The organism is Bradyrhizobium sp. GW821-FHT13H05 (assembly GCF_058804065.1).
The window spans coordinates 39,991-66,493 of sequence record NZ_JBXAPO010000008.1 but is presented as its reverse complement, the minus strand read 5'-3'; the positions used below and the strand labels follow the sequence as shown (position 1 = coordinate 66,493).

At 65.3% G+C, this 26,503-nt stretch carries 29 protein-coding genes and 1 pseudogene; 20 read left to right on the top strand and 10 right to left on the bottom strand.

Annotation, left to right across the window (positions count from 1 at the left end):
- The first annotated feature begins 101 nt into the window (after positions 1–101).
- Positions 102–902, top strand: coding sequence for a L,D-transpeptidase (locus AC1RR3_RS23670; protein ID WP_492825508.1), 801 nt, complete (start codon positions 102–104; stop codon positions 900–902).
- A 73-nt stretch (positions 903–975) separates the two neighbouring features.
- Here AC1RR3_RS23670 and AC1RR3_RS23665 read toward each other — a convergent pair whose 3' ends face one another.
- The 6 genes from AC1RR3_RS23665 to AC1RR3_RS23640 all read right to left on the bottom strand — a co-directional run bounded on the left by AC1RR3_RS23665 (position 976) and on the right by AC1RR3_RS23640 (position 6,459).
- Positions 976–1,794 (bottom strand): DUF2076 domain-containing protein, encoded by an 819-nt coding sequence (locus AC1RR3_RS23665; protein WP_492825507.1) that lies wholly within the window; start codon positions 1,792–1,794, stop codon positions 976–978.
- A 128-nt stretch (positions 1,795–1,922) separates the two neighbouring features.
- Positions 1,923–2,768 carry a ChbG/HpnK family deacetylase gene (locus tag AC1RR3_RS23660; protein WP_492825506.1) on the bottom strand — a complete coding sequence of 282 codons (846 nt, stop codon included), beginning with the start codon at positions 2,766–2,768 and terminating at the stop codon, positions 1,923–1,925.
- Positions 2,765–3,826 carry a glycosyltransferase family 2 protein gene (locus AC1RR3_RS23655; protein ID WP_492825505.1) on the bottom strand — a complete coding sequence of 354 codons (1,062 nt, stop codon included), beginning with the start codon at positions 3,824–3,826 and terminating at the stop codon, positions 2,765–2,767. The genes AC1RR3_RS23660 and AC1RR3_RS23655 overlap by 4 nt, the downstream gene beginning before the upstream one ends.
- A gap of 88 nt (positions 3,827–3,914) precedes the next feature.
- Positions 3,915–4,892, bottom strand: coding sequence for an ATP phosphoribosyltransferase (gene hisG, locus AC1RR3_RS23650; RefSeq protein ID WP_492825504.1), 978 nt, complete (start codon positions 4,890–4,892; stop codon positions 3,915–3,917).
- A 3-nt stretch (positions 4,893–4,895) separates the two neighbouring features.
- The gene (locus AC1RR3_RS23645) at positions 4,896–6,047 is read right to left on the bottom strand and encodes an ATP phosphoribosyltransferase regulatory subunit (protein WP_492825503.1); all 1,152 of its coding nucleotides are present in this window, start codon (positions 6,045–6,047) and stop codon (positions 4,896–4,898) included.
- Between the two features lie 193 nt (positions 6,048–6,240).
- Positions 6,241–6,459, bottom strand: a complete 219-nt coding sequence (locus tag AC1RR3_RS23640) for a hypothetical protein (RefSeq protein WP_492825502.1) — start codon at positions 6,457–6,459, stop codon at positions 6,241–6,243.
- Between the two features lie 299 nt (positions 6,460–6,758).
- Here AC1RR3_RS23640 and AC1RR3_RS23635 point away from each other — a divergent pair, with 299 nt between their 5' ends.
- Both AC1RR3_RS23635 and AC1RR3_RS23630 read left to right on the top strand, forming a co-directional pair.
- Entirely contained in the window at positions 6,759–7,265 is a 507-nt protein-coding gene (locus AC1RR3_RS23635) for a hypothetical protein (protein WP_492825501.1), read from the top strand.
- Between the two features lie 70 nt (positions 7,266–7,335).
- Positions 7,336–8,286 (top strand): helix-turn-helix domain-containing protein, encoded by a 951-nt coding sequence (locus AC1RR3_RS23630; RefSeq protein WP_492825500.1) that lies wholly within the window; start codon positions 7,336–7,338, stop codon positions 8,284–8,286.
- Here the strand turns inward: AC1RR3_RS23630 and AC1RR3_RS23625 are convergent.
- Entirely contained in the window at positions 8,283–9,047 is a 765-nt protein-coding gene (locus AC1RR3_RS23625) for a 16S rRNA (uracil(1498)-N(3))-methyltransferase (protein ID WP_492825499.1), read from the bottom strand. The two genes, AC1RR3_RS23630 and AC1RR3_RS23625, sit on opposite strands and share 4 nt — an antisense overlap.
- A gap of 211 nt (positions 9,048–9,258) precedes the next feature.
- Between AC1RR3_RS23625 and AC1RR3_RS23620 the strand changes: the two genes are divergently transcribed.
- The gene (locus AC1RR3_RS23620) at positions 9,259–9,918 is read left to right on the top strand and encodes a hypothetical protein (RefSeq protein ID WP_492825498.1); all 660 of its coding nucleotides are present in this window, start codon (positions 9,259–9,261) and stop codon (positions 9,916–9,918) included.
- Positions 9,915–10,847 carry a 4-hydroxybenzoate octaprenyltransferase gene (ubiA, locus tag AC1RR3_RS23615; RefSeq protein WP_492825497.1) on the top strand — a complete coding sequence of 311 codons (933 nt, stop codon included), beginning with the start codon at positions 9,915–9,917 and terminating at the stop codon, positions 10,845–10,847. Before AC1RR3_RS23620 ends, ubiA begins: the two co-directional genes overlap by 4 nt.
- A 99-nt stretch (positions 10,848–10,946) precedes the next feature.
- Here ubiA and AC1RR3_RS23610 read toward each other — a convergent pair whose 3' ends face one another.
- Entirely contained in the window at positions 10,947–11,465 is a 519-nt protein-coding gene (locus AC1RR3_RS23610) for a DUF6101 family protein (protein WP_492825496.1), read from the bottom strand.
- A 276-nt stretch (positions 11,466–11,741) separates the two neighbouring features.
- Here AC1RR3_RS23610 and AC1RR3_RS23605 point away from each other — a divergent pair, with 276 nt between their 5' ends.
- The 8 genes from AC1RR3_RS23605 to AC1RR3_RS23570 all read left to right on the top strand — a co-directional run bounded on the left by AC1RR3_RS23605 (position 11,742) and on the right by AC1RR3_RS23570 (position 18,797).
- Positions 11,742–13,133, top strand: coding sequence for a TldD/PmbA family protein (locus tag AC1RR3_RS23605; protein ID WP_492825495.1), 1,392 nt, complete (start codon positions 11,742–11,744; stop codon positions 13,131–13,133).
- Entirely contained in the window at positions 13,120–13,935 is an 816-nt protein-coding gene (locus tag AC1RR3_RS23600) for a 3'(2'),5'-bisphosphate nucleotidase CysQ (RefSeq protein ID WP_492825494.1), read from the top strand. The genes AC1RR3_RS23605 and AC1RR3_RS23600 overlap by 14 nt, the downstream gene beginning before the upstream one ends.
- Positions 13,936–13,994: 59 nt before the next feature.
- Positions 13,995–14,240 (top strand): DUF4170 domain-containing protein, encoded by a 246-nt coding sequence (locus tag AC1RR3_RS23595; RefSeq protein WP_008130152.1) that lies wholly within the window; start codon positions 13,995–13,997, stop codon positions 14,238–14,240.
- Positions 14,237–14,950: a lysophospholipid acyltransferase family protein gene (locus tag AC1RR3_RS23590; RefSeq protein WP_492825493.1), complete on the top strand. Its 714-nt coding sequence runs from the start codon at positions 14,237–14,239 to the stop codon at positions 14,948–14,950. The genes AC1RR3_RS23595 and AC1RR3_RS23590 overlap by 4 nt, the downstream gene beginning before the upstream one ends.
- A complete protein-coding gene (locus AC1RR3_RS23585; protein WP_492825492.1) occupies positions 14,913–16,247 on the top strand; it encodes a 3-deoxy-D-manno-octulosonic acid transferase in 1,335 nt (444 codons plus the stop codon). Before AC1RR3_RS23590 ends, AC1RR3_RS23585 begins: the two co-directional genes overlap by 38 nt.
- The gene (lpxK, locus tag AC1RR3_RS23580; RefSeq protein WP_492825491.1) at positions 16,240–17,256 is read left to right on the top strand and encodes a tetraacyldisaccharide 4'-kinase; all 1,017 of its coding nucleotides are present in this window, start codon (positions 16,240–16,242) and stop codon (positions 17,254–17,256) included. Before AC1RR3_RS23585 ends, lpxK begins: the two co-directional genes overlap by 8 nt.
- Before the next feature lie 177 nt (positions 17,257–17,433).
- Positions 17,434–18,420, top strand: coding sequence for a cysteine synthase A (locus tag AC1RR3_RS23575; protein WP_492825490.1), 987 nt, complete (start codon positions 17,434–17,436; stop codon positions 18,418–18,420).
- A gap of 74 nt (positions 18,421–18,494) precedes the next feature.
- The gene (locus AC1RR3_RS23570) at positions 18,495–18,797 is read left to right on the top strand and encodes a hypothetical protein (protein ID WP_492825489.1); all 303 of its coding nucleotides are present in this window, start codon (positions 18,495–18,497) and stop codon (positions 18,795–18,797) included.
- 28 nt (positions 18,798–18,825) lie between these two features.
- On the opposite strand, the gene AC1RR3_RS23565 is transcribed toward AC1RR3_RS23570, so the two are convergent.
- Positions 18,826–19,050, bottom strand: a complete 225-nt coding sequence (locus AC1RR3_RS23565; RefSeq protein ID WP_492825488.1) for a DUF2093 domain-containing protein — start codon at positions 19,048–19,050, stop codon at positions 18,826–18,828.
- 155 nt (positions 19,051–19,205) lie between these two features.
- On the opposite strand from AC1RR3_RS23565, the gene AC1RR3_RS23560 reads away from it, so the two are divergent.
- Complete coding sequence (locus AC1RR3_RS23560) at positions 19,206–20,036, top strand: dienelactone hydrolase family protein (RefSeq protein ID WP_492825487.1); 831 nt, start codon at positions 19,206–19,208, stop codon at positions 20,034–20,036.
- 201 nt (positions 20,037–20,237) lie between these two features.
- Positions 20,238–20,387, top strand: a complete 150-nt coding sequence (locus AC1RR3_RS23555; RefSeq protein ID WP_492825486.1) for a hypothetical protein — start codon at positions 20,238–20,240, stop codon at positions 20,385–20,387.
- A 121-nt stretch (positions 20,388–20,508) separates the two neighbouring features.
- Here the strand turns inward: AC1RR3_RS23555 and xseA are convergent, their stop codons facing one another.
- Positions 20,509–22,131, bottom strand: coding sequence for an exodeoxyribonuclease VII large subunit (gene xseA / locus AC1RR3_RS23550; RefSeq protein WP_492825485.1), 1,623 nt, complete (start codon positions 22,129–22,131; stop codon positions 20,509–20,511).
- A 136-nt stretch (positions 22,132–22,267) separates the two neighbouring features.
- Between xseA and AC1RR3_RS23545 the strand changes: the two genes are divergently transcribed.
- The 5 genes and pseudogenes from AC1RR3_RS23545 (at position 22,268) to AC1RR3_RS23525 (ending at position 26,493) form a co-directional block, all read left to right on the top strand.
- Positions 22,268–23,278, top strand: coding sequence for an alpha/beta hydrolase (locus AC1RR3_RS23545; RefSeq protein ID WP_492825484.1), 1,011 nt, complete (start codon positions 22,268–22,270; stop codon positions 23,276–23,278).
- A gap of 486 nt (positions 23,279–23,764) precedes the next feature.
- Positions 23,765–24,319, top strand: coding sequence for a hypothetical protein (locus AC1RR3_RS23540; RefSeq protein ID WP_492825483.1), 555 nt, complete (start codon positions 23,765–23,767; stop codon positions 24,317–24,319).
- Positions 24,319–24,618, top strand: coding sequence for a winged helix-turn-helix domain-containing protein (locus tag AC1RR3_RS23535; RefSeq protein ID WP_142250201.1), 300 nt, complete (start codon positions 24,319–24,321; stop codon positions 24,616–24,618). The genes AC1RR3_RS23540 and AC1RR3_RS23535 overlap by 1 nt, the downstream gene beginning before the upstream one ends.
- A 756-nt stretch (positions 24,619–25,374) precedes the next feature.
- A pseudogene (locus tag AC1RR3_RS23530) lies at positions 25,375–25,455 on the top strand (transcriptional regulator); the annotation flags it as partial.
- A 111-nt stretch (positions 25,456–25,566) separates the two neighbouring features.
- Entirely contained in the window at positions 25,567–26,493 is a 927-nt protein-coding gene (locus AC1RR3_RS23525; protein ID WP_492825482.1) for a DUF4238 domain-containing protein, read from the top strand.
- The last annotated feature ends 10 nt before the right edge of the window (positions 26,494–26,503 follow it).

Below are 26,503 nucleotides of genomic sequence, written 5' to 3'. Positions count from 1 at the left end.
AAAACGGCTTTTGCTTTTTATTGACCACGTCGCGGATCGCCGATCAGCCCGGCGCCTTGCGCGACGCATGTGATCTAGACGAAACAGTACAGAGTACGTCGATGTTCAAGAAAATGTCTGTCGCGCTGCTCGCCAGCGCTTGCCCCTTCATTGCTGGCGCGAACTGCGCCAGCGCCTTCGATAATACGGTGCCGAACGATCCGCCCGCGGTGCTCTACCAGCCGCAAGTGCCGCCGGCACCGGTGCGCGTCGCCTCCAATGCGAACATGGGCGGCGGCTTCATCGAGTTCCTGTTCGGCGACGGTCCCGGCCGCGGTCCGGCCTATGCTCCGCAGCAGCCGGTGTATCAGCAGCAGCCGGGTTATAACGATCCGCGCCGCCTGCCGCCGATGGGCGAGCCCCAGATGCAGGGCGCAGGCTTGCAGCCGGAAGCGGCCGACCCGCGGCAACGCCAATTCGATCCGAGATTCGAGAAACAATCTGTTGACTATAGCGGCAAGGAAAGTGCCGGTACGATCGTGGTCGATACGCCGAACAAGTTCCTCTATCTCGTCGAGGGCAACGGCCGCGCCATGCGTTACGGCATCGGGGTCGGGCGTCCCGGCTTCACCTGGTCGGGCGTGAAGTCGATCACGTCCAAGCGCGAATGGCCGGACTGGACCCCGCCGGCGGAAATGATCGCGCGCCGCCCCGATCTGCCCCGGCACATGGAAGGCGGCCCGGAAAACCCGCTCGGCGCCCGCGCGATGTATCTGGGCTCGACGCTCTACCGCATCCACGGCTCCAACGAGCCCTGGACCATCGGCACCAACGTCTCCTCGGGCTGCATCCGCATGCGCAACGAGGACGTCATCGACCTCTACGGCCGCGTCAATGTCGGCACCAAGGTTGTGGTGATGTGAGGTTCCGAGCTTCAAAATGAAAACGGCCGCCCCATGGGCGGCCGTTTTTGTTTGCAATGCTATTTGACCAGCGTCACGCGTAATCGCTGCCGCCGTCGTCGCCACCGCCGAAATCGCTGTCGTCGGCAACGTCCACATTGCCGTTGTCGCGATCGTAGTCGTCGTTCTGATTGTCGTTGTCCCGGTCGTTCGACGGCTGGTCGAGGAAGCCCTGGCGGGAATCGCGGTTCGAGCCGATGTCGTTGAGGCCCGCATCGCGCGCCAGCGAGCCGCCGGACTGGTCGCTGCCGCCCCACGGGCTGCGGTCGCCGAGAGCGTTGGTGTCGCCGAAAGCCTGCTGGTGCGATCCGCCCATCATGCCGCGGATGCTGGAGAGCAACAGCGAACCGCCGACGACGCCGGCCGCGGCCGCCGCCGCCGTGCCGAGGAACGAGCCGCCGCCACCGCCGACCGGCGGGGCGCCATAACCCGGAGCTTGACCCGGACCTTGGCCATAAGCCTGCCCGTAGGGCGGCTGGCCGTAACCCGGCTGCGGCGGCTGCATCGCCTGGCCGCTGTTCCAGACCGGCCGCGCGTCACGCGGCGGCACGTTCGGAACCGAGCCGCGCGCCGGGCTCCCGCCGAACAGCGTGTCGCGCATGGTGTCGAGGAAGCTGCCGGACTGCGCCGGCTCGGGCGCGTGTCCCGCTTCCAGCTCCTGGATGCGGTTATGGGCGCGCTTCAGCGCCTCGTCCTGCAACAGCGTGGTCTGCACCAGCGCGTAGACCGCGCCGGGCGCCTTGCGCAGGCCGTCGGAGATCGCAGCGATCGCGTCGGGATCGCGCGGTGCATTTTCCAGTTTCGAAAGCCGGTCGAAAAGCTCGTCGACGAGCTGGCGTTCCTGCGGATTCATGATCAGTCTCCCTCGCGCAAACCAAGCGCGAGGCAGATGTAGGGTTCCATTGTGGCCCCAACAGTGCCGTCCGGATTAAATTTCGGTATGCGACAAGCTGCCTCGTTGGGCCGGCATTCGGGCCGGTTTCACCCCAGCGTGACGCCACTGTCCGTCAGCAGGCGCGCAAAGGCGTCGTCGGCGAGATAGGCATGCTCGCGTTCGCGGACGTCGGTCATCGGGTCGAGGCCGGCGAGGATGTCGTCGACGAAGCCGGGATGGCACATCACCAGGCCGCCGTCGGGGAGGCCCTCCACGAATTGCTGCATCAGCGCGCCGAAATCCGCCGCGCGCGTGAAATCATAGGCGCCGGCGAAGCCCGGATTGAAGCTCAGCCCAGCGCTGCTCGCGCGGCGACGGAATTGTGCGCTGAGGATATCGAGCACCATGGCCTTTGGTGAAGCCACCCGCTGCCTAAGCGGCAGGTCGCGGCCGCCCTGGCGCACCCAGGCTTCCGGCGCGGCCTCGACGACCGCGTCGACAAAACCGTCGCGCACCTGCGGATAGAGCTGAACATGCTGGTGGCCGTCGACGAAGTCGGGCGCGCGTCCGAATGCTTCCACGAAGGCCACGAGCTGCGCCTTCACCTCGTTGCGAAAGAACTCGCGGTCGAGCCGCCGCATCAATCCGGCGCGCAGCAATTTTGGAAACGGCATGAACATGTCGCCGTCCAGCGGACGGAAATGCATGGTGAGCGGCCGGAACGGCGCCGACAGCGTCACGTGCAATCCGACCGCGCAGCGCGGGCTGGTCTTTGCCGAGGCCTGAAGTGCCTCGACCTCGCCGCGCTCGATCGCCGGACCCACCATCATCACCGAGGTGGCGTTGAGGCGGCCGCGTTCGATCAGATCGCGGATGGCGCGGTTGACGCCCGGGCTGATGCCGTAATCGTCGGCGCAGAGCCAGATTCGCCGCAGGCTCGCGGCCGCGCTCATTCGGCCGCCGTCCGCGTCGAGGCGTCCTGGTTTGAAGCGTCCTGGGCCTTGTCGGTCTCGAAATGCTTCTCGCTATGCTCGGCGACGAAGTAGATCGGGCGCGCCTTCAGCTCGGAGAGAATCTTGCCGATATATTCGCCGACGATGCCGATCATGATGAGCTGCACGCCGCCGATCGTCATCAGGCCGATCACGAGCGAGGGATAGCCGGGCACCTGCTTGCCCGTTGTCCAGACCTCCCAGAGGATCGAGAGGCCGAACAGGAACGCGCCGCTGGCGAGGATCACGCCGAGCAGGCTGGCAAAGCGCAGCGGCGCCACCGAGAACGAGGTCACCCCTTCGATCGACAGACCGAGCAGTCGTGCCGCGCTGAAGGTCGTCACGCCATGGGTGCGCGGCGCGGGCTCGTAGTCGACGCGGATCTGGCGGAAGCCGATCCAGCTCGCCAGACCCTTGAAGAAGCGGTTGCGTTCCGGCAGCTGCTTGAGTGCTGCGACCGCGCGTGGCGAGAGCAGGCGGAAGTCGCCGGCATCCTCGGGGATCTTCTGGCGGGCGCCCCAATTGATCAGCGCGTAGAAACCATGCACGGCGAGCCGTCGCAGGAAGGGCTCGTTGTCGCGATGCGCCTTGGCGGTATAGACGACGTCATAGCCGTCCTCGATCCAGTGCCGCACCAGCTGCTCGATGAGAACCGGCGGATGCTGGCCGTCACCGTCCATGAACATGACGGCGCCGAGCCGGGCATGGTCGAGGCCGGCCATCAGCGCCGCTTCCTTGCCGAAATTGCGCGACAGCGAGACCACCTGGACGTCGACCGCATCGGCCTGCAGCGAACGCGCGATCGACAGCGTCGCGTCCGCGCTGCCGTCGTCGACATAGACGACCTCGCAAGCCAGCCGATAGCGCTGCCGCAAGGACTTTGCGAGATCGCAGATGCGCTGGTGCAGGGGGGCGAGGCCCGCCGCCTCGTTATAGACCGGGACGACAATCGACAGCCCCTTCGCGGCGGCGCTGGCCGCGGTGGTTGTCATGACGGAAACGTCAGAGCCCAGCGTCATCGATCAAGGTTCCAGAGGGCGTTCGAGGTCATCTCAACAGCATATGGTAGCTGCGGTTTGCTGTCGCTACGCTGAACGGACCTGAGGCTCACTGCCGCAGGAACGCCTCGAGCTTGGCGAATAGCGGGTTCTCCCGGTCGAACACATAGTCCAGCGAGACCACCGAGACGGTCTCGGCGCCGTGCTCGCGCAGGAAGCTCGCAAGCGCATAGAGCTGCCCCGGTGGGCAGTGCAGCGTCAGCATGCCCGACGAGGTCGGGCCGCCGAACGGGGCCTCGACACCGAACCGGCTGTGAGCTTCGCCGAGCAGCGCGGCATCGCACTGCCGGAAGCGGGTGCGGACCTCGCGGTACTTGTTGGCCCGCGCCCGTGCCGCGATGTGATCGAGGATCACGCGCGCCGTCTCGCGTGCCTCCGGTGACCAGTCGGCGTCCTTCGAGGCGACCAGATTGGCCTGGCTGCGCAGGATCACGCCGTCGTCGAGCACCCGCAATCCATTGGCGGCGAGCGTCGCGCCTGTGGTGGTGATGTCGACGATCAACTCGGCGCTGCCGGCGGCCGGGGCGCCTTCGGTCGCGCCGGTGCTTTCGACGATGCGGTAATCGGTGATGCCGTGGCTCTGGAAGAAGGCGCGGGTCAGGTTGATGAACTTGGTCGCGACCCGCATCCGCGTGTGATGCTGCTCGCGGAAGCCGGTCGTGACGTCGTCGAGATCGGCCATGGTGCGGACGTCGATCCACGCCTGCGGCACGGCGACGACCACATCGGCGTAGCCGAAGCCGAGCCCGTCGATCAGCGACACGCGCTTGTCGGCATCCGCGATGTTCTCGCGCACCAGATCCTCGCCGGTGACACCGAGATGCGCGAAGCCGCGCGACAGTTGCGAGGCGATCTCGCTCGCCGAGAGATAGGCGACCTCGACATTGTCGAGGCCTGCGAGCGTGCCGCGATAGTCGCGCGCGCCGCCGGCCTTCGACAGCTTGAGCCCGGCGCGGGCAAAGAAGGCCTCGGTGTTTTCCTGCAGGCGGCCCTTGGAGGGAACGGCCAGAACGAATGGCGCGCTCATGACTTAAGCTCCCACCTTGCGGCCGATCCGGGTCAGCGCGTCCACCCAGACCGAGAAACCGACCGCGGGGATCGGCTCGGCCGATCCAAGCTGGGTCATCAGGCCGTCGTAGCGGCCGCCGGCGACCAGCGGCTCGGCGCCGTTGCCCCGGTGATGCAGCTCGAATTCGAAGCCGGTGTAATAGTCGAGGCCGCGCCCGAACGCCGTCGAGAAGCGCGTCTGCTTCACGTCGATGCCGCGCACCGCCATGAAGCCGACCCGGCTCTCGAACTGATCGATCGCCGCGGTGAGGTCGAGCTTCGCATCGGCCGTAAGGGCGCGCAGCTCGGCGATGGCGTCGTCGGGATTGCCTGATATCGACAGGAAGCGCTTGAGCACGGCGATCGCCTCGCGCGGCAGGGCTCCGCCCTTCAGCGTCGACTGCTCGAGGAAGCGGTCGGCGATCTCGGCGGTGGTGCGTCCCCCGACATTGGTGGTGCCGGCGATCGACATCAGATCGGTGACGAAGGCGAGCGCCGCCTTGCGGTCGGAGCCGGCAAGCGCCGCCAGCACGCCCTCATACTCGCTGCGGGTCGCCGTGGTCGCGGCTGCCAGCCGCTCCAGATCCTGCTCCAGGCTGATCTTGCGATTGAAATCCTTGACCAGGCGGCGGCGCCAGACCGGATAGAGGTTGAGCGCGTCGAGCAGCGCGTTGAACAGCGCGACGTCGCCGGTGCGGATCTCGGCATCGCGGACGCCGAAGGCGGCCGTCGCCTCCAGAGCCAACGCCAGCATCTCGGCATCGGCGGCGGCGCGGTCCTGGCGGCCGAACGATTCGATACCGGCCTGAAGAAACTCGCTGGCCTGGCCGCTACGGTAACGAAACACCGGACCGAGATAGCTGAACCCGGCCGGCTGGCCGGCACGGCCCGAGGCGAGGTAGTCGCGGGCGACAGGAATGGTCAGGTCCGGGCGCAGGCAGAGCTCCTCGCCGGACAGATCCGTGGTCAGGTACAGGCTCTTGCGGATGTCTTCGCCCGAGAGATCCAGGAACGGCTCGGCCGGTTGCAGGATGGCGGGCTCGGCCCTGACATAGCCAGCCTGCGCGAACGACAAGAGCAGCGTATCCGCCCAGGCGGCGGAGCCGGCAGCATTTGAGGTGGCAGTCGCGGTCATCTCAGGGGTCCATCGGCCCGGTGGAACCGGGCAGGGCGAAGAAGGGATGCGAATTGGCGCAGGCCTTAGCATGGCCCGAAAGCGGTTTCGACCTCCAAAGGATCAATCGCTTAATGGCTTGGGAGGTGGGAAGCGCCGATCTGGTAGCACGTCTTTCAGGTATTTTAATACCTGAAAATGAGGTGCGCCACGCTCACTCAGCTTGGCCAGGGAGGTCTCTGGCCTCATCACCAGGCGATGCATCGGTCGAGGCGAGGGCAAGCCCTGCTGCTTCGGACGCGGCGTCATCTGCGAGCTGCTCGGCCAGCTCGATAATTCTCCGCCTTCTGCTCGGGTCCCTTATGCCGAGAAATGCTCTGATGAGCTCCAAGTCCTCGCGTCGCCGCATGTCCGATGCAACATCGTCGTCCATGGCCATGTCGTCCCACGCGCTCACCAGCCGGATGAAGCCGGCCTGTTCGAAACAATTGGATACGGCGGTCGCGCAGGAGAGTTTCGGCGGCCACCGATCGGGCACGGACGCCGGCGGTCCGCCTCGCTGCTCGTCGCGAAATCGTCCGGCGCATGCGACTCGATTCACGGGGAACTCAGGCCCGGCGTCACATTGAGAAATTGAGGACGACAGGCAAGTCGTCGCATACTCATTTTGGGTATGGCGGACAACACGTTCGCTGCTGCCTTCGTTTACAATGTGAATGTTGGTTTCGATTCATGCGCAATGCATCAGATGTTATCCGGACGGTCTCGCGGCATACGCTGGCCTATATGCTGTTTTCGATCAGCGAGCTGTTCCGGCACTACGACGAATTCGATCCGCTGGACCTTCTGATCGTTCATGCGATTTTGAACGCGAACGTCATCAATGTGATGAACGATCCGTCGCTGGACGAGCAATTCTCCAGCATCCATGCGGTCGAGCCTGACGTGATCAAGCAAGGGGTGTCCCGGGCGGCACTCTCTCGCTTCCTCAGCCTGCCGCTCGAGACGGTTCGCCGTCGCGTGACGGGACTTAAGAGACGAAAGATTCTCGCCGAGACCAAGGCCGGGCTCATCGTGACCGAGCAGAACGCATTCAGGTTTGGAAACAATCACGAACTTCAGAAGACCAACATGCTGCTGCTGACAAAATTGCTTCGCGACCTCAAGCGCGCCGGCGTCAGCGGGCCGGATGATCTGCGTGTCCCCAAGGGCGTCGCATCCACGAAGAAGGCGAAGTAAGCGGCAGGATATGGATCAAGGCCTTCTCAATACGGCTCGCGACGGAGCGCAAAGAACAGCAGCAGACGGCTTGCTGTCGTTCCAGGATCTCAAGCCGTCCGCGGCGCTCGAGCTCCAGTCGTATGACATCGACCATTTCGGCGAGACCGAGAGATACGCCGGCGCGTCCAGCATGCCGCTGTCTGCCGGGACGACTGCAATCATGCGCGCCCGGCTCAGCCTGCCAATCCTGACCCTGTCTCTGGTGAAGACCTTCCCGCGGATCGTTCGCGGCTATCAGTTGATGCATGCCGTCGCCATGGCGGTGCCGATGGACCATGTGACCTCCACCCGCATCAATGGGCAGTCAATTGGCAGCTCCGTGATCGTTCTAAAGGGGAGCTCCGATTGCCTGGTCTACGAGCCGGCGGGGCGTCTGTGGGCTGTCGCCTACTTCAGCCTGCCCGAGCGCGAGTCCTGGTCGCAACTGGATGACGGGTATCATCTGCTGAGCCCGGCACCGGACGTGCTTGCCTCGCTGCGCTGCTTGATTTCCACCACGCTTGAAACCGCGGCCTATGATCCAGACTTCCTGAACGAGCCGACATCGCGAACGGCTGTCGAACAGTCCCTGTTCGTCACGATGGACGCCGCCATTCGGAATAGCGTGAAGCGCGGTCCCATGCACGCCACGACGGATAGCTATCAGCGGATCGTCGCGGAGATGGAACGATTGATCCGCCACGATCTCACGGTCTGGCACAAGACGACCGAACTGGCAGAGCGGGTGGGCGTGTCCGTCCGGACTCTTCAGAGTGCGACCCAGGCCATCTGCGGCATGAGCCCGCATCGCTACAGCCGGGTCTTGCGCCTCTGGTCGGTGCGCAGGCAATTGCGGGTCGGCCCCGAGCGGCGCAGTGTGAAGGCCTGTGCGATCGCGCATGGCTTCTGGCATCTCAGCGAGTTCGCGGCGAGCTACAGGGCGGCGTTCGGAGAGCTGCCGTCCGAGACCCTGCAGCGGTCGCTGCGCGAGGCAATCTAGCCGCCGCCCCAATCGCCCAGCACGGCCTGCACCAGCGCCAGCGCCGCCACCGCGGCCGTGTCAGCGCGCATGATCCGGGGGCCCAGGGCCAGCCGGAGGATCTTCGGCTGCCGCAGCAGCAGAGCCCGCTCTTCCTCGGCAAAGCCGCCTTCGGGGCCGATCAGCACGTCGATACCAATGCTGCCTTGGTCATGTCCGGCTTCGCGCGCGCCTTGCAGGCTCTGGACGGGGTCTTGGACCTCGGCCGCCTCGTCGCAGAAGACGAGCAGCCGGTCCGCAGGGCGCTGACCGAGGTACCGGTCCAGCGGAACCGGCTCGGCCACAGTGGCGATGCTCAGGATGCCACATTGCTCGGCGGCCTCGACCACATTGGCGCGCATCCGCTCGGTGTTGACCCGGGAGGCCTGGGTGAACCGGGTCAGGACCGGCTGAAGGCTGGCGGCGCCCATCTCGATGGCCTTCTGGACCATGTAGTCGAGCCGGGCATGCTTGAGCGGCGCGAAGATGTAGGCGACGTCGGCCAGGGCGTCCTGGGGGCGGGTCTGCTGGAGGATGACGAGGCCGTCCGGCCGCTTGCGGCCTTCGATGGCGGCCTGCCACTCGCCGTCCCGGCCGTTGAACGCCAAAACCTCGGCTCCGGCGGCCAGCCGCAGCACATTGCCGAGATAATTGCTCTGATCGCGGTCGAGCGGGACCCTGGTATCCTGGGCCAGGGGGGCGTCGACGAACAGGCGGGGGGCGCGAAAATCGTGGGAAGGCATCGTTCAAAGGTCCGATTTGCCGCACTTATTAACCGAAAGCCGCCATTTCGGGGGTAAATATTGCCAAACCGGTGCGTCGGCACGCCGCGCTCTTGCCCTATTCGACGGGTTGTTAAGGGCCGGCGGGAATCGTAAAAACGCGAACACGCTGGTTGCGCTTCAATTGGGAAGACGCCGAACCCCGTAAGCTCCTGCCGGAGAGACTATCTTGATGATCCGTCATTTGATGGTTCCAATCACTGCCGCCATGCTCACCATGGGTGCCGCCGGCGCCTATGCCCAGGGATTCCCGGCGCCGCTGCCGAACCAGGCTCCGAGCAGCTCGGCGTTCCCGCCGGTGAACGGCTCGGCGCCAACCGCCTCGGTCGGCACGGCCCCGCAATCCTCGTTTCCCGTGAACGGTGCTGCGCCGCTTGGCGGCGCCGGCGCTTTCAGCGCGGCTCCGCCGACGCAAGCCGGTCCCGGCGAGGACTGCATGAAGGCATTCGTGCCCCTGCGTGAAGAGGCCGAGAAGCGCGGCAAGATGATCAAGGCCGCGAGTGATCGCCATGCCACGCCGGACGAAGCCTGCAAGCTGTTCAAGAATTACAGCCAGGCCGAATTCAAGATGCTCAAATATGTCGAGGCCAATTCCGCCAAATGCGGAATCCCGCCGCAGGTCGCCGAGCAGCTGAGGGGCAGCCACAAGAACACCGAGGCCACGCAGACCAAGGTTTGCACGGTGGCGCAGCAGATGCAGAACCAGCCGCGCGGCCCGGCAGGTCCGTCGCTGAGCGAGGTGCTGGGTTCGGGCTCGGCGCCTGAGGCCAATGCCGGCAAGAAGGGCGGCAGCACCTTCGACACGCTCAACGGCAACGTTCTCACCCGATGAGCGACACATCCGCCCGCGTTGCCGATTCCACCGGCAACTGGGTCGATACGCTCGCGCCGCAATGGGCGCGGCCTTATCTGCGTTTGTCCCGCTTCGACCGTCCGATCGGCTCCTGGCTTCTCCTGATGCCGTGCTGGTGGTCGGCGGCACTTGCGGCCGGTATCGCGCACGACACCAGCCGCCTGCCGCTCACCATCGTGCTGTTCTTCATCGGCGCCTTCGTGATGCGCGGAGCAGGCTGCACCTGGAATGACATCACCGACCGCGACCTCGACGACAAGGTCGAGCGTACCCGCTCGCGGCCGCTGCCGTCGGGGCAGGTGACCACGAAGCAGGCGCTGGCCTTCATGGTCGCGCAGGCCGTGATCGGTCTGGTGGTGCTCTTGCAGTTCAACCGCTTCGCGGTCGCGACCGGCATCGCCTCGCTGTTGATCGTCGCGATCTATCCCTTCATGAAGCGCATCACCTGGTGGCCGCAGATCGTGCTCGGCCTCGCCTTCTCCTGGGGCGCCCTGATGGGCTTTGCCGTCACCTTCGGCCGCATCGACGTCACCGCGCTCGTGCTCTATGCCGGCGCGATTTCCTGGGTGATCGGCTATGACACCATCTATGCGCATCAGGACGCCGAGGACGATGCGCTGATCGGCATCAAGTCCACCGCGCGCCTGTTCGGCGCTCACACGCACCAGGCGCTGATCCTGTTCTACGGGCTCGCGGTGGTGCTGATCGGCGTCGCGCTGGCGTCAGGCGATGTGCGCTGGCCGGCCTGGCTCGGGCTTGCGGCGTTCGCCGCGCATCTGGCCTCGCAGATCGTGCGCTTGAGGATCGACGATCCGGAGCTGTGCAAGCGCCTGTTCTATTCGAACAGGGATGCGGGCTTGCTGCTGTTTGCGGGATTGCTGGCCGACGCGGTGATGCGGTCGGCGTAATTCGTTGGGTGGGTTAGCGAAGCGTAACCCACCATTGTCTCTATCCACGGAAACAGAAGAGGTGGGTTACGCCTACGGCTAACCCACCCTGTGGCGCCTTCAGTTCCTCGCGATGATCTCGCGTTCGCCCTGATGAACCGACAGCTCGCGCGCGATGCCGGTGCGCCGGCGCATCAAGAATTTCGGACGTCGGGCGCGAATCGCGTTGGCGCGGCGGCGGCGCGGCGCGGGCTTGCGCGCACCTTCGTCGAGCTGCGGCAGCGCGAAAACTTCGCTCCAGATCGCCCAGGCTTCAGCGAGTTCGTCGCCATCGGCGCTGACCAGCAGCGGAACGGAGAGTGAGGGATCGCGATGCACCAGGACGAGGGTCTGCGCCTCGTCACTGCCGCGCAGCGCGACGCCGGTGAAGTCGCTGACGCGGACGTTGATCGCCATCTGCATGCCGCGGACGGCACGACGCAGCACGACGCGTTCGCGATGAAGCTCGATCTGCCTGGTGTAGCCGTCGGCGCGCGGATCATGCGCATCGAAGCGGACCGGAAGGGAAAGGGGGTCGAGCCGCAGAGAGCGGCTCGACCCGGCGGGGTTGGCCCCGCATGTTGCTGTTTGACGCCTCACGGCTTTAGTTCTCCCCGCCAGGATTATGTTCCCGGTCGATGTGAGGACCTTAGCGCGGCCATTTCCGAAACCGCTTAAAAAGGCTGGTTAACCCACCGTCACCGGCGGTCATGATTGACAAGAGCTTGGCGTGCATGATTGACGAGACGTTGCGCCGGCCTCGCGAATCTGAGCTTTTGGCAGGCTGATAATGCTTGAAGTCCGCACCATTTGGGCACATCTGGTGTTCAGGGCCCCGATCGCCCCGAAACCTCCCGCCCCAACAGGATTTCGTTTGTGAACCCTTCACCAAGCTCGACGCTTTCGCCCAAAGCCAATCGCGACCTGTTCGATCAGTCCGCGCTGTCCGATCTCGCGCAGCGCCTGGTGGAGGCAGCCAAGCGCGCCGGCGCCGATGCGGCCGATGCCGTTGCGGTGCGCGGCGTCTCGCAAGGCGTCGAGGTGCGCGACGGCCGCGTCGAGGAATCCGAGCGCTCCGAGGGCGACGATGTCGGCCTGCGCGTGCTGGTCGGCCAGCGCCAGGCGGTGGTCTCGACCAACGACGCCAGCGGCGATGCCGTGACCAAGCTCGCCGAGCGCGCGGTGGCGATGGCGCGCGTCGCGCCCGACGACAAATATGTTGGCCTTGCCGATCCCGCGCTGCTCGCGCGCGACTTCCCCGATCTCGATCTGCTCGATCCCGATATTCCCGCGACCTCCGAGCTCGAGCGCCGCGCGCTCGAGGCCGAGGCGGCCGCGCTCGCCGTGAAGGGCGTGAGCAAATCCGGCGGCGCATCGGCCTCATCAGGCATGGGCGGCATGGTGCTCGTCACCTCGACCGGTTTCCACGGCTCTTACCTGCGTTCCAGCCAGGGCATCTCGGCGACGGCGATCGTCGGTGAGGGCACCGGCATGGAGCGCGATTACGACTTCACCTCGGCGCCGCATGGTGCTGACCTCTTGTCGCCCGAGATCGTCGGCCGCTCCGCCGGCGAGCGCACCGTGGCGCGCGCCAATCCGCGCAAGGTCGAGACCTGCAAGGTGCCGGTGGTGTTCGATCCGCGCGTCGCCGGCTCGCTGGTCGGCCACGTCGTCGGCGCCATCAACGGCGCCTCGATCGCGCGCAAGACCAGCTTCCTCAAGGACAAGCTCGGCCAGCAGCTGTTTTCGAAAAACATCCGCATCATCGACGATCCCCTGCGCAAGCGCGGCCTGCGTTCGCAGACGTTCGACGCCGAGGGCGTTGCCGTGAAGAAGACCGCGCTGATCGACGAGGGCGTGCTGACGACCTGGCTGCTCGATTGCGCCACCGCGCGCGAGCTGGGTCTTGCCACCACCGGCCACGCCCATCGCGGCGTGTCGTCCTCGCCCTCGCCGGGGCCTTACAATCTGCATCTCGAACCCGGTACGCCGACGCCGGCCGAACTGATCGCCGACATCAAGCAGGGTTTCTACGTCACCGACCTGATCGGCTCCGGCGTCAACGGTGTCACCGGCGATTACAGCCGCGGCGCGTCCGGCTTCTGGATCGAGAACGGCGAGCTGACCTATCCCGTCAGCGAAGTCACGATCGCAGGGCACCTGTTCGAGATCTTCAAGTCGATGCAGCCCGCCAACAATCTCGAATTCCGCTACGGCATCAATGCGCCGACGGTGCGCATCGAGGGTTTGACGCTTGGCGGACGCTGACGCGACCTCTCTCGAAACGATCCTGACGCGCGACGCGGCACTGCTGCGAGACACGGTGCGGGAAGCCGGCAGCCTCGCGCAGTCGATGTTCCGCACCGAGTTGAAGACATGGACCAAGGGCGCGTCCTCGCCGGTCTCGGAAGCCGACATCGCCGTCAACGATCTGCTCGAGGCGCGGCTGCGCGGTGCCACGCCCGACTATGGCTGGCTGTCGGAGGAGAGCGCCGACGATGCCACGCGGCTGTCGCGGCGCCTGACCTGGGTGGTCGATCCGATCGACGGCACCCGCAACTATCTCGGCGGCCATGACGAATGGTGCGTCAGCGTCGCGCTGGTCGAGGATGCCGCCCCGGTGCTGGCCGCGGTGTTCGCGCCTGTTAGCGGCGAGTTCTTCTTCGCGGCCCGCGGCCAGGGCGCGCTGCTCAACGACAGGCCGGTACGGGCGACGACCGGAGCCACGCTCGACTTCTCCCGCATGTCCGGCCCGAAGCCGATGGTCGAGCGCCTCAATACCTCGGGCGGTGACATCAAGCTGCATCCGCGAATCGGCTCGCTCGCGCTCCGGCTCTGCCGGGTCGCCGACGGCGTGCTGGATGCGGCTTTTGCGGGGGGCAACAGCCATGATTGGGACCTTGCGGCGGCCGATTTGATCGTGCAGGAAGCGGGTGGTAGGATGAGCGACCTCTCCGGAGATCCCATCCTCTATAATCGCAGGGAAGTTACGCACGGGGTGCTGGTGGCAGCGGGACGCGATCGTCATGCGAGCATTGTCGCGCATTTTCGAAATCGACCCTTGCCCTGAAGCACCCTCGTGTACTCGTCGAACACTGCTTTGCCGGGCAGCCCTTAGGAACCGAAGCCATGCCAGATAGTGCCCCGCAACAATTGCTCCACCTCGTCATCGGAGGCGAGCTGCTCGACCTCGAGCACAACACCTTCAAGAACCTGGACGACGTCGAGATCGTCGGTCTCTATCCGAACTATGCGTCCGCCCACGTCGCCTGGCGTGCCAAGGCGCAGAGCACGGTCGACAACGCGCAGATGCGCTATTTCATCGTCCATCTCCACCGGCTGCTCGACCCGAATCAAGAATCGAAGGCGCGTTGAAAAAACTGCTTCGCAACGCGCTGCGGAGCAGCTTCGTTCAACGTGCCGTCGGGGTCCTGGCGGCCGAATATCTGCGCTTTGTCTGGCGGACCAACACATTCACGTTCGATCCGCCCGACGTCTATGACATCGTCGAGCCGCAGATCCCCGCGATCTTCGCGTTCTGGCACGGCCAGCACTTCCTCACCCCCTTCATCAGGAACAAGGACTCCTACAAGGCCAGGGTCCTGATCTCGCGGCACCGCGACGGCGAGTTCAACGCCATCGCCGCCGAGCGGCTCGGCATCGGCACGATCCGCGGTTCCGGCGACCATGGCGGGGCTTTCCACCGCAAAGGTGGCGTCGGCGCCTTCAAGGAAATGGTGCGGACGCTTCAGGACGGTTGTAATGTCGCGCTGACCGCCGATGTCCCCAAGCGCTCGCGCGTGGCCGGGCTCGGCATCATCATGCTGGCACGGGAATCGGGGCGGCCGATCATGCCTTTCGCGATGGCGACCAGCCGCTTCATCCGGCTCAAGAACTGGGACCGCACCACCATCAATTTGCCATTCGGGCGGGGCGCATTGGTCGGGATCAAGGAAATCAGCGTGCCGCCGGATGCCGACGCTGCCATGATGGAAGCGCTGCGGCAGGAGCTGGAAGACACGTTGAACGAGGCGACGCGGCGCGCCTATGCGCAGCTCGGCCGTCCGGGACCGGAAGATGCCTAACACGCTGCCGATGACGCTGCGGATGTATCAACGCCTGGCGAGCGGCCTGGTGCCGCTGGCGCCTGCGCTGATCAAGCGGCGGCTGAAGCAGGGCAAGGAAGATCCCGCGCGCGTCGGTGAACGCCGCGGCCTCAGCCAGGACGTGCGACCGCATGGCCCCCTGGTGTGGATCCACGGCGCCAGCGTCGGCGAGGTGCTGGCCGCAGCCGCGCTGATCGAGCGGCTGCGTGACCTGAACCTGCGCATCCTGCTCACCTCGGGCACCGTCACCTCGGCCGCCGTGGTGGCAAAACGCTTTCCACCCGACGTCATCCATCAATACGTGCCGTATGATTCCCCGCGCTATGTCGCCCGCTTCCTCGACCATTGGAAGCCGTCGCTGGCGCTGTTCATCGAATCCGATCTGTGGCCGAACCTGATCCTGGCGGGTGCGACGCGGCGCGTGCCGATGGTGCTGATCAACGGGCGGATGTCGCCGCGCTCGTTCCCGCGCTGGCGGCGCATGTACGGCACCATCTCGGCGCTGCTCTCTCGTTTCGATATTTGTCTGGCGCAGTCCAAGATCGATGCGGAACGCTTCTCCGCGCTCGGCGGCCGCGACGTTCTCATCACGGGCAATCTCAAGCTCGACGTTCCGGCGCCGCCGGCCGATCCGGCAAAGCTCGAACGGCTGATGGCGATGACGCGCGGGCGTCCGATCATCGTCGCGGCCTCGACCCATCCGGGCGAGGACGAGATGCTGGTCGCGGCGCATCGCAGCCTCGTCGGCTTCTTCCCGCAGCTTCTGACCGTGATCGTGCCGCGTCATCCCGATCGCGGTTCGTCGATCTCGGGCCTGATCACGGCGTCGGGCTTGAAGCCGGCCCTGCGTTCGCGCGACGAGCTGCCGGCGGCAACCACCGACGTCTATGTCGCCGACACCATGGGCGAGCTCGGCCTGTTCTATCGTCTCTCGCCGATCGTGTTCATGGGCGGATCGCTGATCCGTCATGGCGGGCAGAATCCGATCGAGGCGATCAAGCTCGGCGCCGCGATCGTCCATGGCCCGCACGTCTTCAATTTCGTCGATGTCTATGAGGCGCTCGATGCGAGCGGCGGCGCCCGCCAGGCCGACACGCAGGAGCTGCTGGTCAAGCAGCTCGGCCAGCTGCTGGCCGATCCCGCCATGCGCGACAAGATGCAGCAGGCCGGCACAAATGTCGTCGAGCAGCTCGGCGGCGCGCTCAACCGCACCATGACCGCGCTCGAGCCCTATCTCTTGCAACTGACGATCGAGATGGGGGCGGCCAATGCGTGAGCCGGCCTTCTGGTACCGGCCGCGTTCCCCGAAGTCGCATCTCCTCAGTCCCCTTGGCGCGCTCTACGGCGCGATCACTGCGCGGCGCATGGCACGCCAGGGCTTTGACGCCGGCATCCCCGTGATCTGCGTCGGCAATTACCATGTCGGCGGCGCCGGCAAGACGCCGACCGTGCTGGCGCTGACCAAGCTGCTGCGTGAACTCGGCGAGACCCCGGTGGTGCTCAGCCGCGGCTATGGCGGGCGCCTCAAGGGCCCCGTGATGGTCGATCGCGCGCGTCACATTGCAGCTGACATCGGCGACGAGCCGCTGATGATGGCGCGCGACGTCCCCGTGACGGTCGCGCACGATCGCCTCGAAGGCGTCGCGCTCGCCAAATCGCAAGGTGCCACCGTCATCCTGATGGACGACGGTTTCCAGAACCCGCAACTGCTGAAGGACACCTCGCTGATCGTGATCGACAGTGAGCGCGGTCTCGGCAACGGCAAGGTGTTTCCCGCCGGCCCCCTGCGCGCACCGCTGAAGCCACAACTCGCGCGCACCGACGCGCTGGTGCTGATCGGCGACGGTCGCGCCGCCAACGATGTCGCGGCCGAACTCGCCAGGCGCGACAAGCCCGAGCTGCGCGCGCGCCTGAAGCCGGATGCGGCCTCGCTCGCGCAGCTGTTCGGCAAGCGGGTTCTCGCCTTCGCCGGCATCGGCGATCCCGAGCGCTTCTTCCGCAGCTTGCGCGCTGGCGGCATAGACGTCGCGCACACGCGTTCCTTCGCCGATCATCACATGTTCTCGCGCGAGGAGATCGCCGCGCTCGCAGCGGACGCTGCGCGCGAGCAGCTCACGCTGGTGACGACTGAAAAGGATCTCGCGCGCCTGCGCGGCAGCGAGGGCGTGCCCGACGGCATCGTGCCGTTCGCCGTCCAGCTCGAATTCGACGAGCCGGCAAAGCTGCGGCAATTGATCAGCGATCATCTCTACAAGGCGCGCGAGCGGCGCTTTTCCAGGCGATGATCTCGTAGGTAGGCAAAGCGAAGCGTGCCCACCCTGCGGCACTGGTGAACGCCTCAAGCATGGAATTTCCGATTGGCTGCATCAGGCATCCAAAACATTGCACGCATCGCCTGAACTAGAGAACCGAATTGTCCTCTGGCCCGCCTAGAGTTGCGGGAGCATGAAAGGGGGCAGGCGATGAACAATGTCCGCTCGGGTTTCCTCGACTCCATCGGCAACACGCCATTGATCAGGCTGCGCGGGCCGTCGGAGGCGACGGGCTGCGAGATCTACGGCAAGGCTGAATTTCTCAATCCCGGCGGTTCGATCAAGGATCGCGCGGCGCTTTCCATGATCGACGATGCCGAGCGGCGCGGCAAGCTGAAGCCGGGCGGTGTCATCGTCGAAGGCACCGCCGGCAATGTCGGCATCGGCATCGCGCTGGTGGCCAATGTGCGCGGTTATCGCAGCGTGATCGTGATGCCTGACACGCAAAGTCAGGAGAAGAAGGACATGTTGCGGCTCTGTGGCGCCGATCTGCGCCTGGTGCCGGCCGTGCCCTATTCCAACCCCGGTCATTACGCGCGCTATTCCGGCCAGCTTGCGGAGGAGCTCGGCGCCTTCTGGGCCAATCAGTTCGACAACGTCGCCAATCGGGATGGCCACTATCGCACCACCGGTCCGGAGATCTGGGCGCAGACGGGCGGAAAAATCGACGGCTTTACCTGTGCCGTCGGCAGCGGCGGCACCTTGGGCGGGATCGCACGGGCGCTCAAGGAGCGAAATCCCGACGTCACAATCGCGCTCAGCGATCCCATGGGCGCTGCTCTCTACAATTGGTTCACCAAGGGCGAGCTGACCACCGAAGGCGATTCCATCACGGAAGGGATCGGGCAGATCCGCGTGACCAGGAATCTGGAAGGCACGCCGATCGACATGGCCTATCAGATCACGGACCAGGAAGCCTTGCCCGTTCTGTTTGACCTGATCGCGCACGAAGGACTGGTGCTCGGCGGCTCGAGCGCCATCAATATCGTCGGCGCCATGCGGCTTGCACGTGATCTCGGCCCTGGCAAAACCATTGTGACCATCCTCGCGGACGGCGGGCAGCGCTATCAATCAAAATTGTTCAACCCGGAATTCTTGCGGGGTAAGAATCTGCCGGTGCCACGGTGGCTGGAATAGCGCGGCGCCGTTCGCCATTCACGCGGCATTCATCGCAAAACTTCTATCGGTTCCGAACCGATCGGGAGAATGCGATGAAATTGCCGCTAGCAGCCGTTGCCGCCAGTCTTGTGTGTCTGATTGTTGCGCCCGTGCTTGCACAAACGGCGCCGCCCGCTGCCCCCGCCACCGTGCCGGTCCCTGCGACCAAGCGCGTGACCTGTCTGGCCACCACGGCAAGCCTGAAGGGACAGGACAAGCGCGACCAGATGCAGCTCTGCTTGGCGCAGGCGCATGTCGATTGCCTGAAGCAGGCGATCGATCAGAAGGTCGTCGGTGAGCCCCGCAAGAGCTTCATCAAGACCTGCATGGGCGGCGATGGTGCCGATCCGCAATAGACGGGCGATGCCACACAGCCCTGCGAGATCACAACTGTTTCGGCTCGCCGGGGAAATGCCGCTGCAGCACGGCAGCCGGCGTGGCGTAGGCTTCCTGCAGATCCACGCTCCAGTACTTCAGCTCGTCGAGCGGAATCCGCGTGTCGGTGATCGCGCAGCGCACATAGGTCCCGGGCGAGATCACGCGGAAATCGCCGTCGAGATATTGCACCTGGGCTTCGCCATGGCCGGAAGAGCCGAACTTGTTCAGCACGGTGGAAAGTCTCCGTGGAAGGCCCGTAAGGGCACGATGTGTTGGACCGGATGTAGCATAGATAGGGTGGCTTGTCCGCCCGGTAAACCCACCGGTTTGTGATGTTTTGGCGCCGTTCCCGCGTGATAGTGCTCAGCCTCCTCAGGCAGAGTCCGATGCGCCTTCGACTGACCGCCCTGTTCCTGATGCTCCTCATGTCGGCCGCGCGCGCGGCGCCGGAGGCCGCGCCGCATCAGGTCGAGATTCCGCTCGCTTCAGGAACCCTGCACGCGCAGCTCTACAAGCCCGCGGGCGAGGGGCCGTTTCCGACCGTGATCGCGCTGCACGGATGCGGCGGCCTCGGCGGCCATGCCGATCCCGTCCTGCCGCGCTATCGCGACTGGGCCGAGCGGCTGCTCAAATCAGGCAATGCCGTGCTGCTGCCCGACAGCTACGGCTCGCGCGAGCTCGGGCCGCAATGCCGCGTCAAGGAGATGCGCATCAAGGCACGGCGCGAGCGCGTCGCCGACATCGCGGCCTCGCGGGCCTGGCTGATGAAGCAGAGCTGGGTCGCGCGCGACCGCGTCAGCCTGATCGGCTGGGCCAACGGCGCCAGCGCGCTGCTCTGGGCGGTGCGCCCGCAGAGCGCGGCGCGCGATGCGGGTCCGGACTTCCGCGCCGCGATTGCGTTCTATCCGGATTGCCGGATCTCCGCCGGCCTCGGCTGGAGCGCACGGGTGCCGACGCTGGTTTTGATCGGCGCCAATGACGACGTGTCGTCGCCGCTGGCCTGCCGCCAGATGGTCGACGGGGCACATGGCCGCAGCGCGCTCGCGCGTATCACCGTCTATCCTGGCGCCTATCACGATTTCGACCGCGCCAACACGCCGCTGCACGCAGCTGCCGGCAGCAGCGACGCCGCCGCGCCCGAGCACGGCCATCTCGGCACCGATGCGCAGGCGCGCGCGGAATCGCAGAAGGAAGTCGCGGAGTGGCTGGCGCGGTAGCCTGCGGGCTCGCCGCGCCGTAGCTCGCAAGAAGCGAAGGCGGGGCCGCCCGAGGAACAACGATCGAAGCGGACAGCCCCGCATCGACCACCGCCCTGCACGGAGAATGGCCGACCGGGAATCTACGGATCGCGTGCCGCGCCGGTTTCAGCACGTGGCGGCGCCTTAGTTCGACCATGATGTCGATTAAACGCAGTCCTCATGCGCAACCGCTTCGTCCTGTTCTCCTCCGCACTGGTCATCTTCACCGTCGCGATCTTCCTGTTCGAGGCCCACGCCGGCGCGCCGATGATCGCGCCGGAACATTGCGGCTTCTGGACCACGATCGACGCGGGACTGTCCTGCCGATAAGGCGGGCTCTCTCCACGCCGTCATTGCGAGCGCAGCGAAGCAATCCAGAATCTTTCCGCGGAGGGACTCTGGATTGCTTCGCTGCGCTCGCAATGACGAGTGTGGGGCTGCGTGCCCGCGCCTAGAACAACGTCCCCTGATCCACCGGCTTGCCGACGCGCTTCGGCGCCGGTTTTGCCTCCTGCGCGGCTGGCTTCGGTTGCGACGGCGCACGCTTGGCGGCGGGCGACGGGCGATCCGCATCCGCCGTCGCACCGACACGTCCATCCGCAAACTCGATCTCGACGCGCGCGCCGGGACCGATCGCGTCCGCCGCATGCAGCGGATGGCCGGCCTCGTCCCGCACCAAGGCAAAGCCGCGCGCGAGCACGCCGCGGTACGACAACGCGGACAGCAGCTTGCCGCTGTTCTCGACCCGCGCATCGAGCCGCTGCAGCAGCGTCGCCAGCGCGCGCCCCGCGCGCTCGGAAAGTCGCTGCGTGCGCTCGCGCTGGCGGAGAATCGCATTGCGCTGCGCCTGCGCATTCGACAGCTTCGAGGCGCGCAGCCGCACCTCCAGCCCGGCAAAGCGGTCGCGCCGCTGCCGCAGCAGCGAGCGTGCGGACAGGCCGAGCCGCTCGCCGCATACGGTGAGGCGATGATCGGCCTGCGAGATCTGGCCGTGCAGCACCCGCAGCGTCAATTTTGAACTCGCCGCGGTAAACCTGCGGAAATGCGAATGCGTGTTGGCCTTCAATCCGCGCGGCAGCGACGCGCCCGCCGAATCCAGCCGCTGCCGCGGGATCGCCAGCAGATCGCCGGCCGACGGCAGCGCGCGTGCGGCGGCGCGCAGCTCGTTGCGGCGGCTTTCATGGGCACGCAACCAATAGGCATGGGTGCGGCGCCCGAGATCGGCGACCTCGACAAAGAGATCGCTGCGCACCGGCACCGCCATTTCGGCGGCCGCGGTCGGCGTCGGCGCACGCTTGTCGGCGACGAAATCGATCAGCGTGATGTCGGTCTCGTGGCCCACCGCCGAGATCAGCGGGATCATGCTCTCGCTTGCTGCCCGCACCACGATCTCCTCGTTGAACGACCAGAGATCCTCCAGCGAGCCGCCGCCGCGCGCGACGATCAAGACGTCGGGCCGCGGAATCCTGCCGCCCTCGGGCAGCGCATTGAAGCCGCGGATCGCGGCCGCGACCTGCTCGGCCGAGCCTTCGCCCTGCACCTTGACCGGCCACACCAGCACATGGCGCGGAAAGCGGTCATTGAGCCGGTGCAGGATGTCGCGGATCACGGCGCCGGTCGGCGATGTCACGACGCCGATCACCTCCGGCAGCCATGGCAAGAGCTGCTTGCGCGCCTCGTCGAACAGCCCCTCGGCGGCGAGCTTCTTCTTGCGCTCCTCCATCAGCGCCATCAGCGCGCCGATGCCGGCCGGCTCCAGCGCCTCGATCACGATCTGGTACTTCGAGGAGCCCGGATAGGTCGTCAGCTTGCCCGTCGCGATGACCTCGAGCCCCTCCTGGGGCTTGAAGCGCATCCGCCCGTGCACGCCCTTCCAGATCACCGCCTCGATCTTGGCGCTCTCGTCCTTCAGCGCGAAATAGCAGTGGCCGGAGGAATGCGCGCCGCGAAAGCCGGAGATCTCGCCGCGGACCCGGACATGGCCATAGGTGTCCTCCACCGTCCGCTTCAGGGACTGCGAGAGCTCGGAGACGGTGAATTCGGGGGCGTTGTTCAGTTGTTCCGCAGGCGGCATCGCAAACGATTCGGCATGTTGGGGTCAGACCCGACGTTAAGGATTTTCGCCTGATAGCGCCAATCCGGGGATTGATCAGAAGAGTACTCTGTAATATAGAGTTCTCTGTCATTCTTGAATCCGAGGGAGTCGAGCCATGGTGATGCAGGTGGTGTGGGGTGCCCTGAACCTGTTGAAATGGGGGCTGTGTGCGGTTGGCGTGGTGGCGCTGCTGTTGACGGCGCTGATCGCGACGCCGCTGGAGCGACCGCCGGAGATGCGTTCGGTCTCGGACTCCGCCAAGGGCATCGACTGGTCGACGCTGCCGGCACAGGACCAGTTCCAGGCGCGCGACGGCACCTGGCTCGGCTTCCGGCACTATGCGCCGAAGGGCGCGGATACCGGCCGCGGCGCCATCTTCATCCATGGCTCATCCGGCTCCTCCGCCACGGTCAATCACGCGCTGACCTATGCGATCGCCGCGCACGGCGTCGAGACCTGGGCGCTCGACACGCGCGGCCACGGCGCCTCGGGGACGCGCGGCGACATCGGCTATGTCGGCCAGCTCGAGGACGATCTGGTCGACTTCGTCGCACATGTGCGCAAGAGCGCGCCGGACCGGTCGTTGACCCTGATCGGCCATTCCGCCGGCGGAGGCTTCTCGCTGCGCGTCGCCGCCACGCCGATCATGCAGGATCTGTTCGTCCGCACCGTGCTGGTCGCGCCCTATCTCGGCTACGACGCCCCGACCAACAGGCCGCATTCCGGCGGCTGGGCCAATGCCGATCTGCCGCGCTATTTCGGGCTCGCCGCACTCCGCAAGCTCGGCATCGACTGCTGCGCGCAACTTCCGGTGCTCGCTTTCGCCGTGCCGCCGAACCTGGAGCGGATTTTGGTCTCGACCTATTCCGACCGCCTGATGCGCAACTTCGCGACGCGCGGCTATCGCCTCGATCTCGCCGCGGTGACCCATCCGATGACGATCTTCGCCGGCGCGGAGGACGAGATGATCATGTCGGACAAATACGCGGAGACCGTGCAGACCATCAAGCCGTCCATCGACATCAAGGTAATTGACGGCATCAATCACATGGGCATGGTCACCAATCCGAAGGCAGTCAATGCGATCGCCGAGGACGTCGCAACGCGCGGGGCAGGGCAGTCATGATGCGATCCGCTGGCGGCATGCCAAGCGCCTATGAGAGCGAACGATGGAGCAGCATCGGCGGTAGGCTCCCTCCCCCGCTTGCGGGGGAGGGTTGGGGAGAGGGCTGTCTCCGCACTGGGATTGTCGAGAATTGCGGAGACTGTCCCCGCATGGTGAGAACCCTCACCCGCCGCGCGCGGGACGATGCTGGCGCATCGCCCGGGGCGCGTCGGCCTCTCCCGCAAGCGGGAGAGGCGGAGCAAGCCCGCGGTCCTCGTGAATCCCTATGCGATTGCCTTGGCAAGAACCGTGCTCGCGTCCATCCTTCGCGACGCCCGGCTGCGGCGGGCCCTCTGGATGAGGGGAGTGTGTGGCGGCCAGCGTAAAGGCAAAGCTGCCGCTCAGCCTCATCCTGAGGAGACCGCGAAGCGGTCGTCTCGAAGGACGAGGCGCTTGCTCCGCTGCCACCGCGCATAACCCGCCAGCCCTGCACCTGAAAGAGCCGACATGATCGACAGCAAGGAAGCCTCCGCAGCGCTGGCCGACATCGACGACATCGTCCAGCGCGTCAAGCAATCGCAGCTCTATGAGCTCGCGAGTCTCGCAGCCATCTGGTGGGGCGTGCTGGTGTTCGCCGGCAATCTCGTCACCTGGCTCTGGCCGGTCTACGCGGTCTACGCCTGGGCTGCCGTGGACATCGTGGGCGTCGTCGGTCTGGTTGCGCTCCGCCTGCTCAACCCGCCGCATCATCCGCGCGGTGCCGGCTTCGACGTCCGCTTGCTGCTGGTCTTCATGTCGTTCTTCGCCTTCGGCTATCTCTGCACTGACGTCATCGGCCATTTCGGCCCGCGTCAGCTCGGGGCGTTCTGGCCGCTCTACTTCATGCTGTTCTACACGCTGGCGGGCCTCTGGTTCGGCTACGCCTTCGTCGCGATTGGTCTCGGCATCTCCGCGCTGACGCTTGTAGGCTTCTTCTATATCGGCGAGGCCTTCCCGCTCTGGATGGCCTTCGTCAATGGCGGCGGCCTGATCCTCGGCGGCCTCTGGATGCGGCGGATCTGATGGCCGAGCTCGACGACATCATCCACCAGCCGCTGCGGCTGAAGATCATGGCGGCGCTGAACGCGCTGCCGGTGTCAGCTGGCCTGGAGTTCGCGCGACTGAAAAAGCTGACCGGCGCCACCGACGGCAATCTCGGGGCGCATATCGAGACCTTGGCGAAGGCGGGCTACGTCTCCGTGGACAAGGCCTTCGTCGGCAAGAAGCCGCAGACCACGGTCACCGCCACCGCGGCGGGCCGCGGCGCGTTCGCGCGGCATGTGGCGACGTTGCAGGAGATCATTGCGGGGAAGCAGGTATAATCTTCGTGGTGCCGATTGCTGCGCCCTCGCCCCTTGCGGGAGAGGGCATCACCGCTGACCGCCGCGCCCTCACTTGGGTGAGGGGTTGGCTCCTCATCAAAAGTCCATCCGTGAGACCAGCCGCAGCGTTAGCAATTGAGCGAGTTCCCTAGTACGTATCTTAAGTTCTGCACCACAAGACGCGGCCATACTCGAAAACGAAGACCGCACGGTCTTTGCTGCCGTACGTAATCGAAATTCGAAAAATTCCTGCCGAATCTTCTTGAACAAGACGGTTCTTGTTGGCTCCCGCGAAAACCCATTTGGTCTTTAGACCTGCGCTCTCGCTTATCGTGACGGACCTGTCGACACTTTCTTCTAGTTTCAATTCTTCGATTCTTTGGAGGGAAGCCGCTCGGCCCCTGCTCATGCCCTTCGTAAGTGGGACCGGCTTGCCAAGAGACTTGGCTCGTTCCGGATAATTGGCGAACTGCGCCAGCGTCTGTCTGGCTTGTAGTTCACCTTCGCTAGGCCTTGACGGCAAAGCTGTTGCGCTAGCAGGCAATCCAGTGCGGAGGGCTGCGAGCCCGCCGTGACGATACCACTGCTTATAGGCGGTCCATCCTTGGACATGATTCGCCTCTTGAAGATATTTGGCGTCTGACTCGCGCACTCACTTCAGAGTCTTTCTGCATTTAGTCTTCAATGTGGCATTGCCAATAGCCGGTAAAGTCCACCGACTCGCCAGGCTTCAAAGCCAGCCCGGCAACTCGCTATGTGATCGCCACCGCCGATGGCCGCGGCTCCTTCGCTCGGCATGTGGCGATGCAGGAGATCATCGCGGGGAACCAGGTTTGATCTCCAGCGGCGCCGACTACCTACCATGCCCTTTAGGTCAGGTCTCTTGACATAGACGATCGCTGCGAATCCCTGTACGTACCTCGCCCCCCCGTTCGAAAGGTCAGCGTCGTGCTTCGCATCAACGCTGCCGAGCTGGTTATTGGCGCGGCGGCAGGAAGAGGTGAAAAACACCATTACATTCCCGTCTTCTATTCTCGCGAATGGACGACTGGGGTGAGTGGACGTCTGTGCGAATACACCCGGCCCTATAAGGAAGTGAAGCCGCAGTGGAAGCACCCAGATGCGACTGGCTACATCCGGGGGCTCTACACAGTGCCAGGTAACGAACCGGGCGTCTCTGAGTACATCGAGCGCCACTTCTTCAGGATCACCGACAACGGCGCGGCCGTCGTCGCGCAGCAGCTACGCGCGGGCGGCCCTATCGACTGGTTCAACATGGACCGCAGCTCTTGGTCGCGCTTCATCATCTCTTTGATGCTTCGCAATCCCGAGTACGTCGCCCGCATGGCGGCCGAGGTCGCGGACTTCTACGCGCAAACGGACAACGAGGAAAAGTACCAACAGCTCCGGGGACCGAACGATCCGGCTACCTTCGAGGACTATGTGGCGCAGCGGACTTTCCACCCGGCGGGACGGATGAGTGCGTATGCCTTACAAGCCATCATTGATAGTCCGACAATGGGCGGCCACTTGAACAAAATGCGTTGGAGCTTGGTGACGTTCAAGAACGAGAAGCGCACGCTACTCACGTCGGATCGACCGATCATCATGACAAACGGACTCGTCGGACCAGAAGACCATCTAGCACTCCCCGTCGGCCCGCGCACGCTCTTCATTGCCACTAACAATATCGAAACTGAGCAGCGATTTCAGACCATCGACGCTCGAATTATGATGACTCAGGTCAATCACCGCGTCGTGTCGCAGGCTCGTAGGTACGTCTACGGTCTGGACAATACGCAGCTTCGCTTCATCGAAAAGCGCCTCGGCAGAAAATGGCCGTCTACTCCGCTTGAATCGCGCTTTCCTGCATAACAGGCTGAGG

Bases quoted from the DNA above. Each gene is read 5' to 3' on its own strand.
- AC1RR3_RS23670 (WP_492825508.1), top strand. From the start codon at position 102: ATGTTCAAGAAAATGTCTGTCGCGCTGCTCGCCAGCGCTTGCCCCTTC.
- AC1RR3_RS23665 (WP_492825507.1), bottom strand. From the start codon at position 1,794: ATGAATCCGCAGGAACGCCAGCTCGTCGACGAGCTTTTCGACCGGCTT.
- AC1RR3_RS23660 (WP_492825506.1), bottom strand. From the start codon at position 2,768: ATGAGCGCGGCCGCGAGCCTGCGGCGAATCTGGCTCTGCGCCGACGAT.
- AC1RR3_RS23655 (WP_492825505.1), bottom strand. From the start codon at position 3,826: ATGACGCTGGGCTCTGACGTTTCCGTCATGACAACCACCGCGGCCAGC.
- hisG (WP_492825504.1), bottom strand. From the start codon at position 4,892: ATGAGCGCGCCATTCGTTCTGGCCGTTCCCTCCAAGGGCCGCCTGCAG.
- AC1RR3_RS23645 (WP_492825503.1), bottom strand. From the start codon at position 6,047: ATGACCGCGACTGCCACCTCAAATGCTGCCGGCTCCGCCGCCTGGGCG.
- AC1RR3_RS23640 (WP_492825502.1), bottom strand. From the start codon at position 6,459: ATGGACGACGATGTTGCATCGGACATGCGGCGACGCGAGGACTTGGAG.
- AC1RR3_RS23635 (WP_492825501.1), top strand. From the start codon at position 6,759: ATGCGCAATGCATCAGATGTTATCCGGACGGTCTCGCGGCATACGCTG.
- AC1RR3_RS23625 (WP_492825499.1), bottom strand. From the start codon at position 9,047: ATGCCTTCCCACGATTTTCGCGCCCCCCGCCTGTTCGTCGACGCCCCC.
- AC1RR3_RS23620 (WP_492825498.1), top strand. From the start codon at position 9,259: ATGATCCGTCATTTGATGGTTCCAATCACTGCCGCCATGCTCACCATG.
- ubiA (WP_492825497.1), top strand. From the start codon at position 9,915: ATGAGCGACACATCCGCCCGCGTTGCCGATTCCACCGGCAACTGGGTC.
- AC1RR3_RS23595 (WP_008130152.1), top strand. From the start codon at position 13,995: ATGCCAGATAGTGCCCCGCAACAATTGCTCCACCTCGTCATCGGAGGC.
- AC1RR3_RS23585 (WP_492825492.1), top strand. From the start codon at position 14,913: ATGCGCAGCTCGGCCGTCCGGGACCGGAAGATGCCTAACACGCTGCCG.
- lpxK (WP_492825491.1), top strand. From the start codon at position 16,240: ATGCGTGAGCCGGCCTTCTGGTACCGGCCGCGTTCCCCGAAGTCGCAT.
- AC1RR3_RS23575 (WP_492825490.1), top strand. From the start codon at position 17,434: ATGAACAATGTCCGCTCGGGTTTCCTCGACTCCATCGGCAACACGCCA.
- AC1RR3_RS23570 (WP_492825489.1), top strand. From the start codon at position 18,495: ATGAAATTGCCGCTAGCAGCCGTTGCCGCCAGTCTTGTGTGTCTGATT.
- AC1RR3_RS23560 (WP_492825487.1), top strand. From the start codon at position 19,206: ATGCGCCTTCGACTGACCGCCCTGTTCCTGATGCTCCTCATGTCGGCC.
- AC1RR3_RS23555 (WP_492825486.1), top strand. From the start codon at position 20,238: ATGCGCAACCGCTTCGTCCTGTTCTCCTCCGCACTGGTCATCTTCACC.
- xseA (WP_492825485.1), bottom strand. From the start codon at position 22,131: ATGCCGCCTGCGGAACAACTGAACAACGCCCCCGAATTCACCGTCTCC.
- AC1RR3_RS23545 (WP_492825484.1), top strand. From the start codon at position 22,268: ATGGTGATGCAGGTGGTGTGGGGTGCCCTGAACCTGTTGAAATGGGGG.
- AC1RR3_RS23540 (WP_492825483.1), top strand. From the start codon at position 23,765: ATGATCGACAGCAAGGAAGCCTCCGCAGCGCTGGCCGACATCGACGAC.
- AC1RR3_RS23535 (WP_142250201.1), top strand. From the start codon at position 24,319: ATGGCCGAGCTCGACGACATCATCCACCAGCCGCTGCGGCTGAAGATC.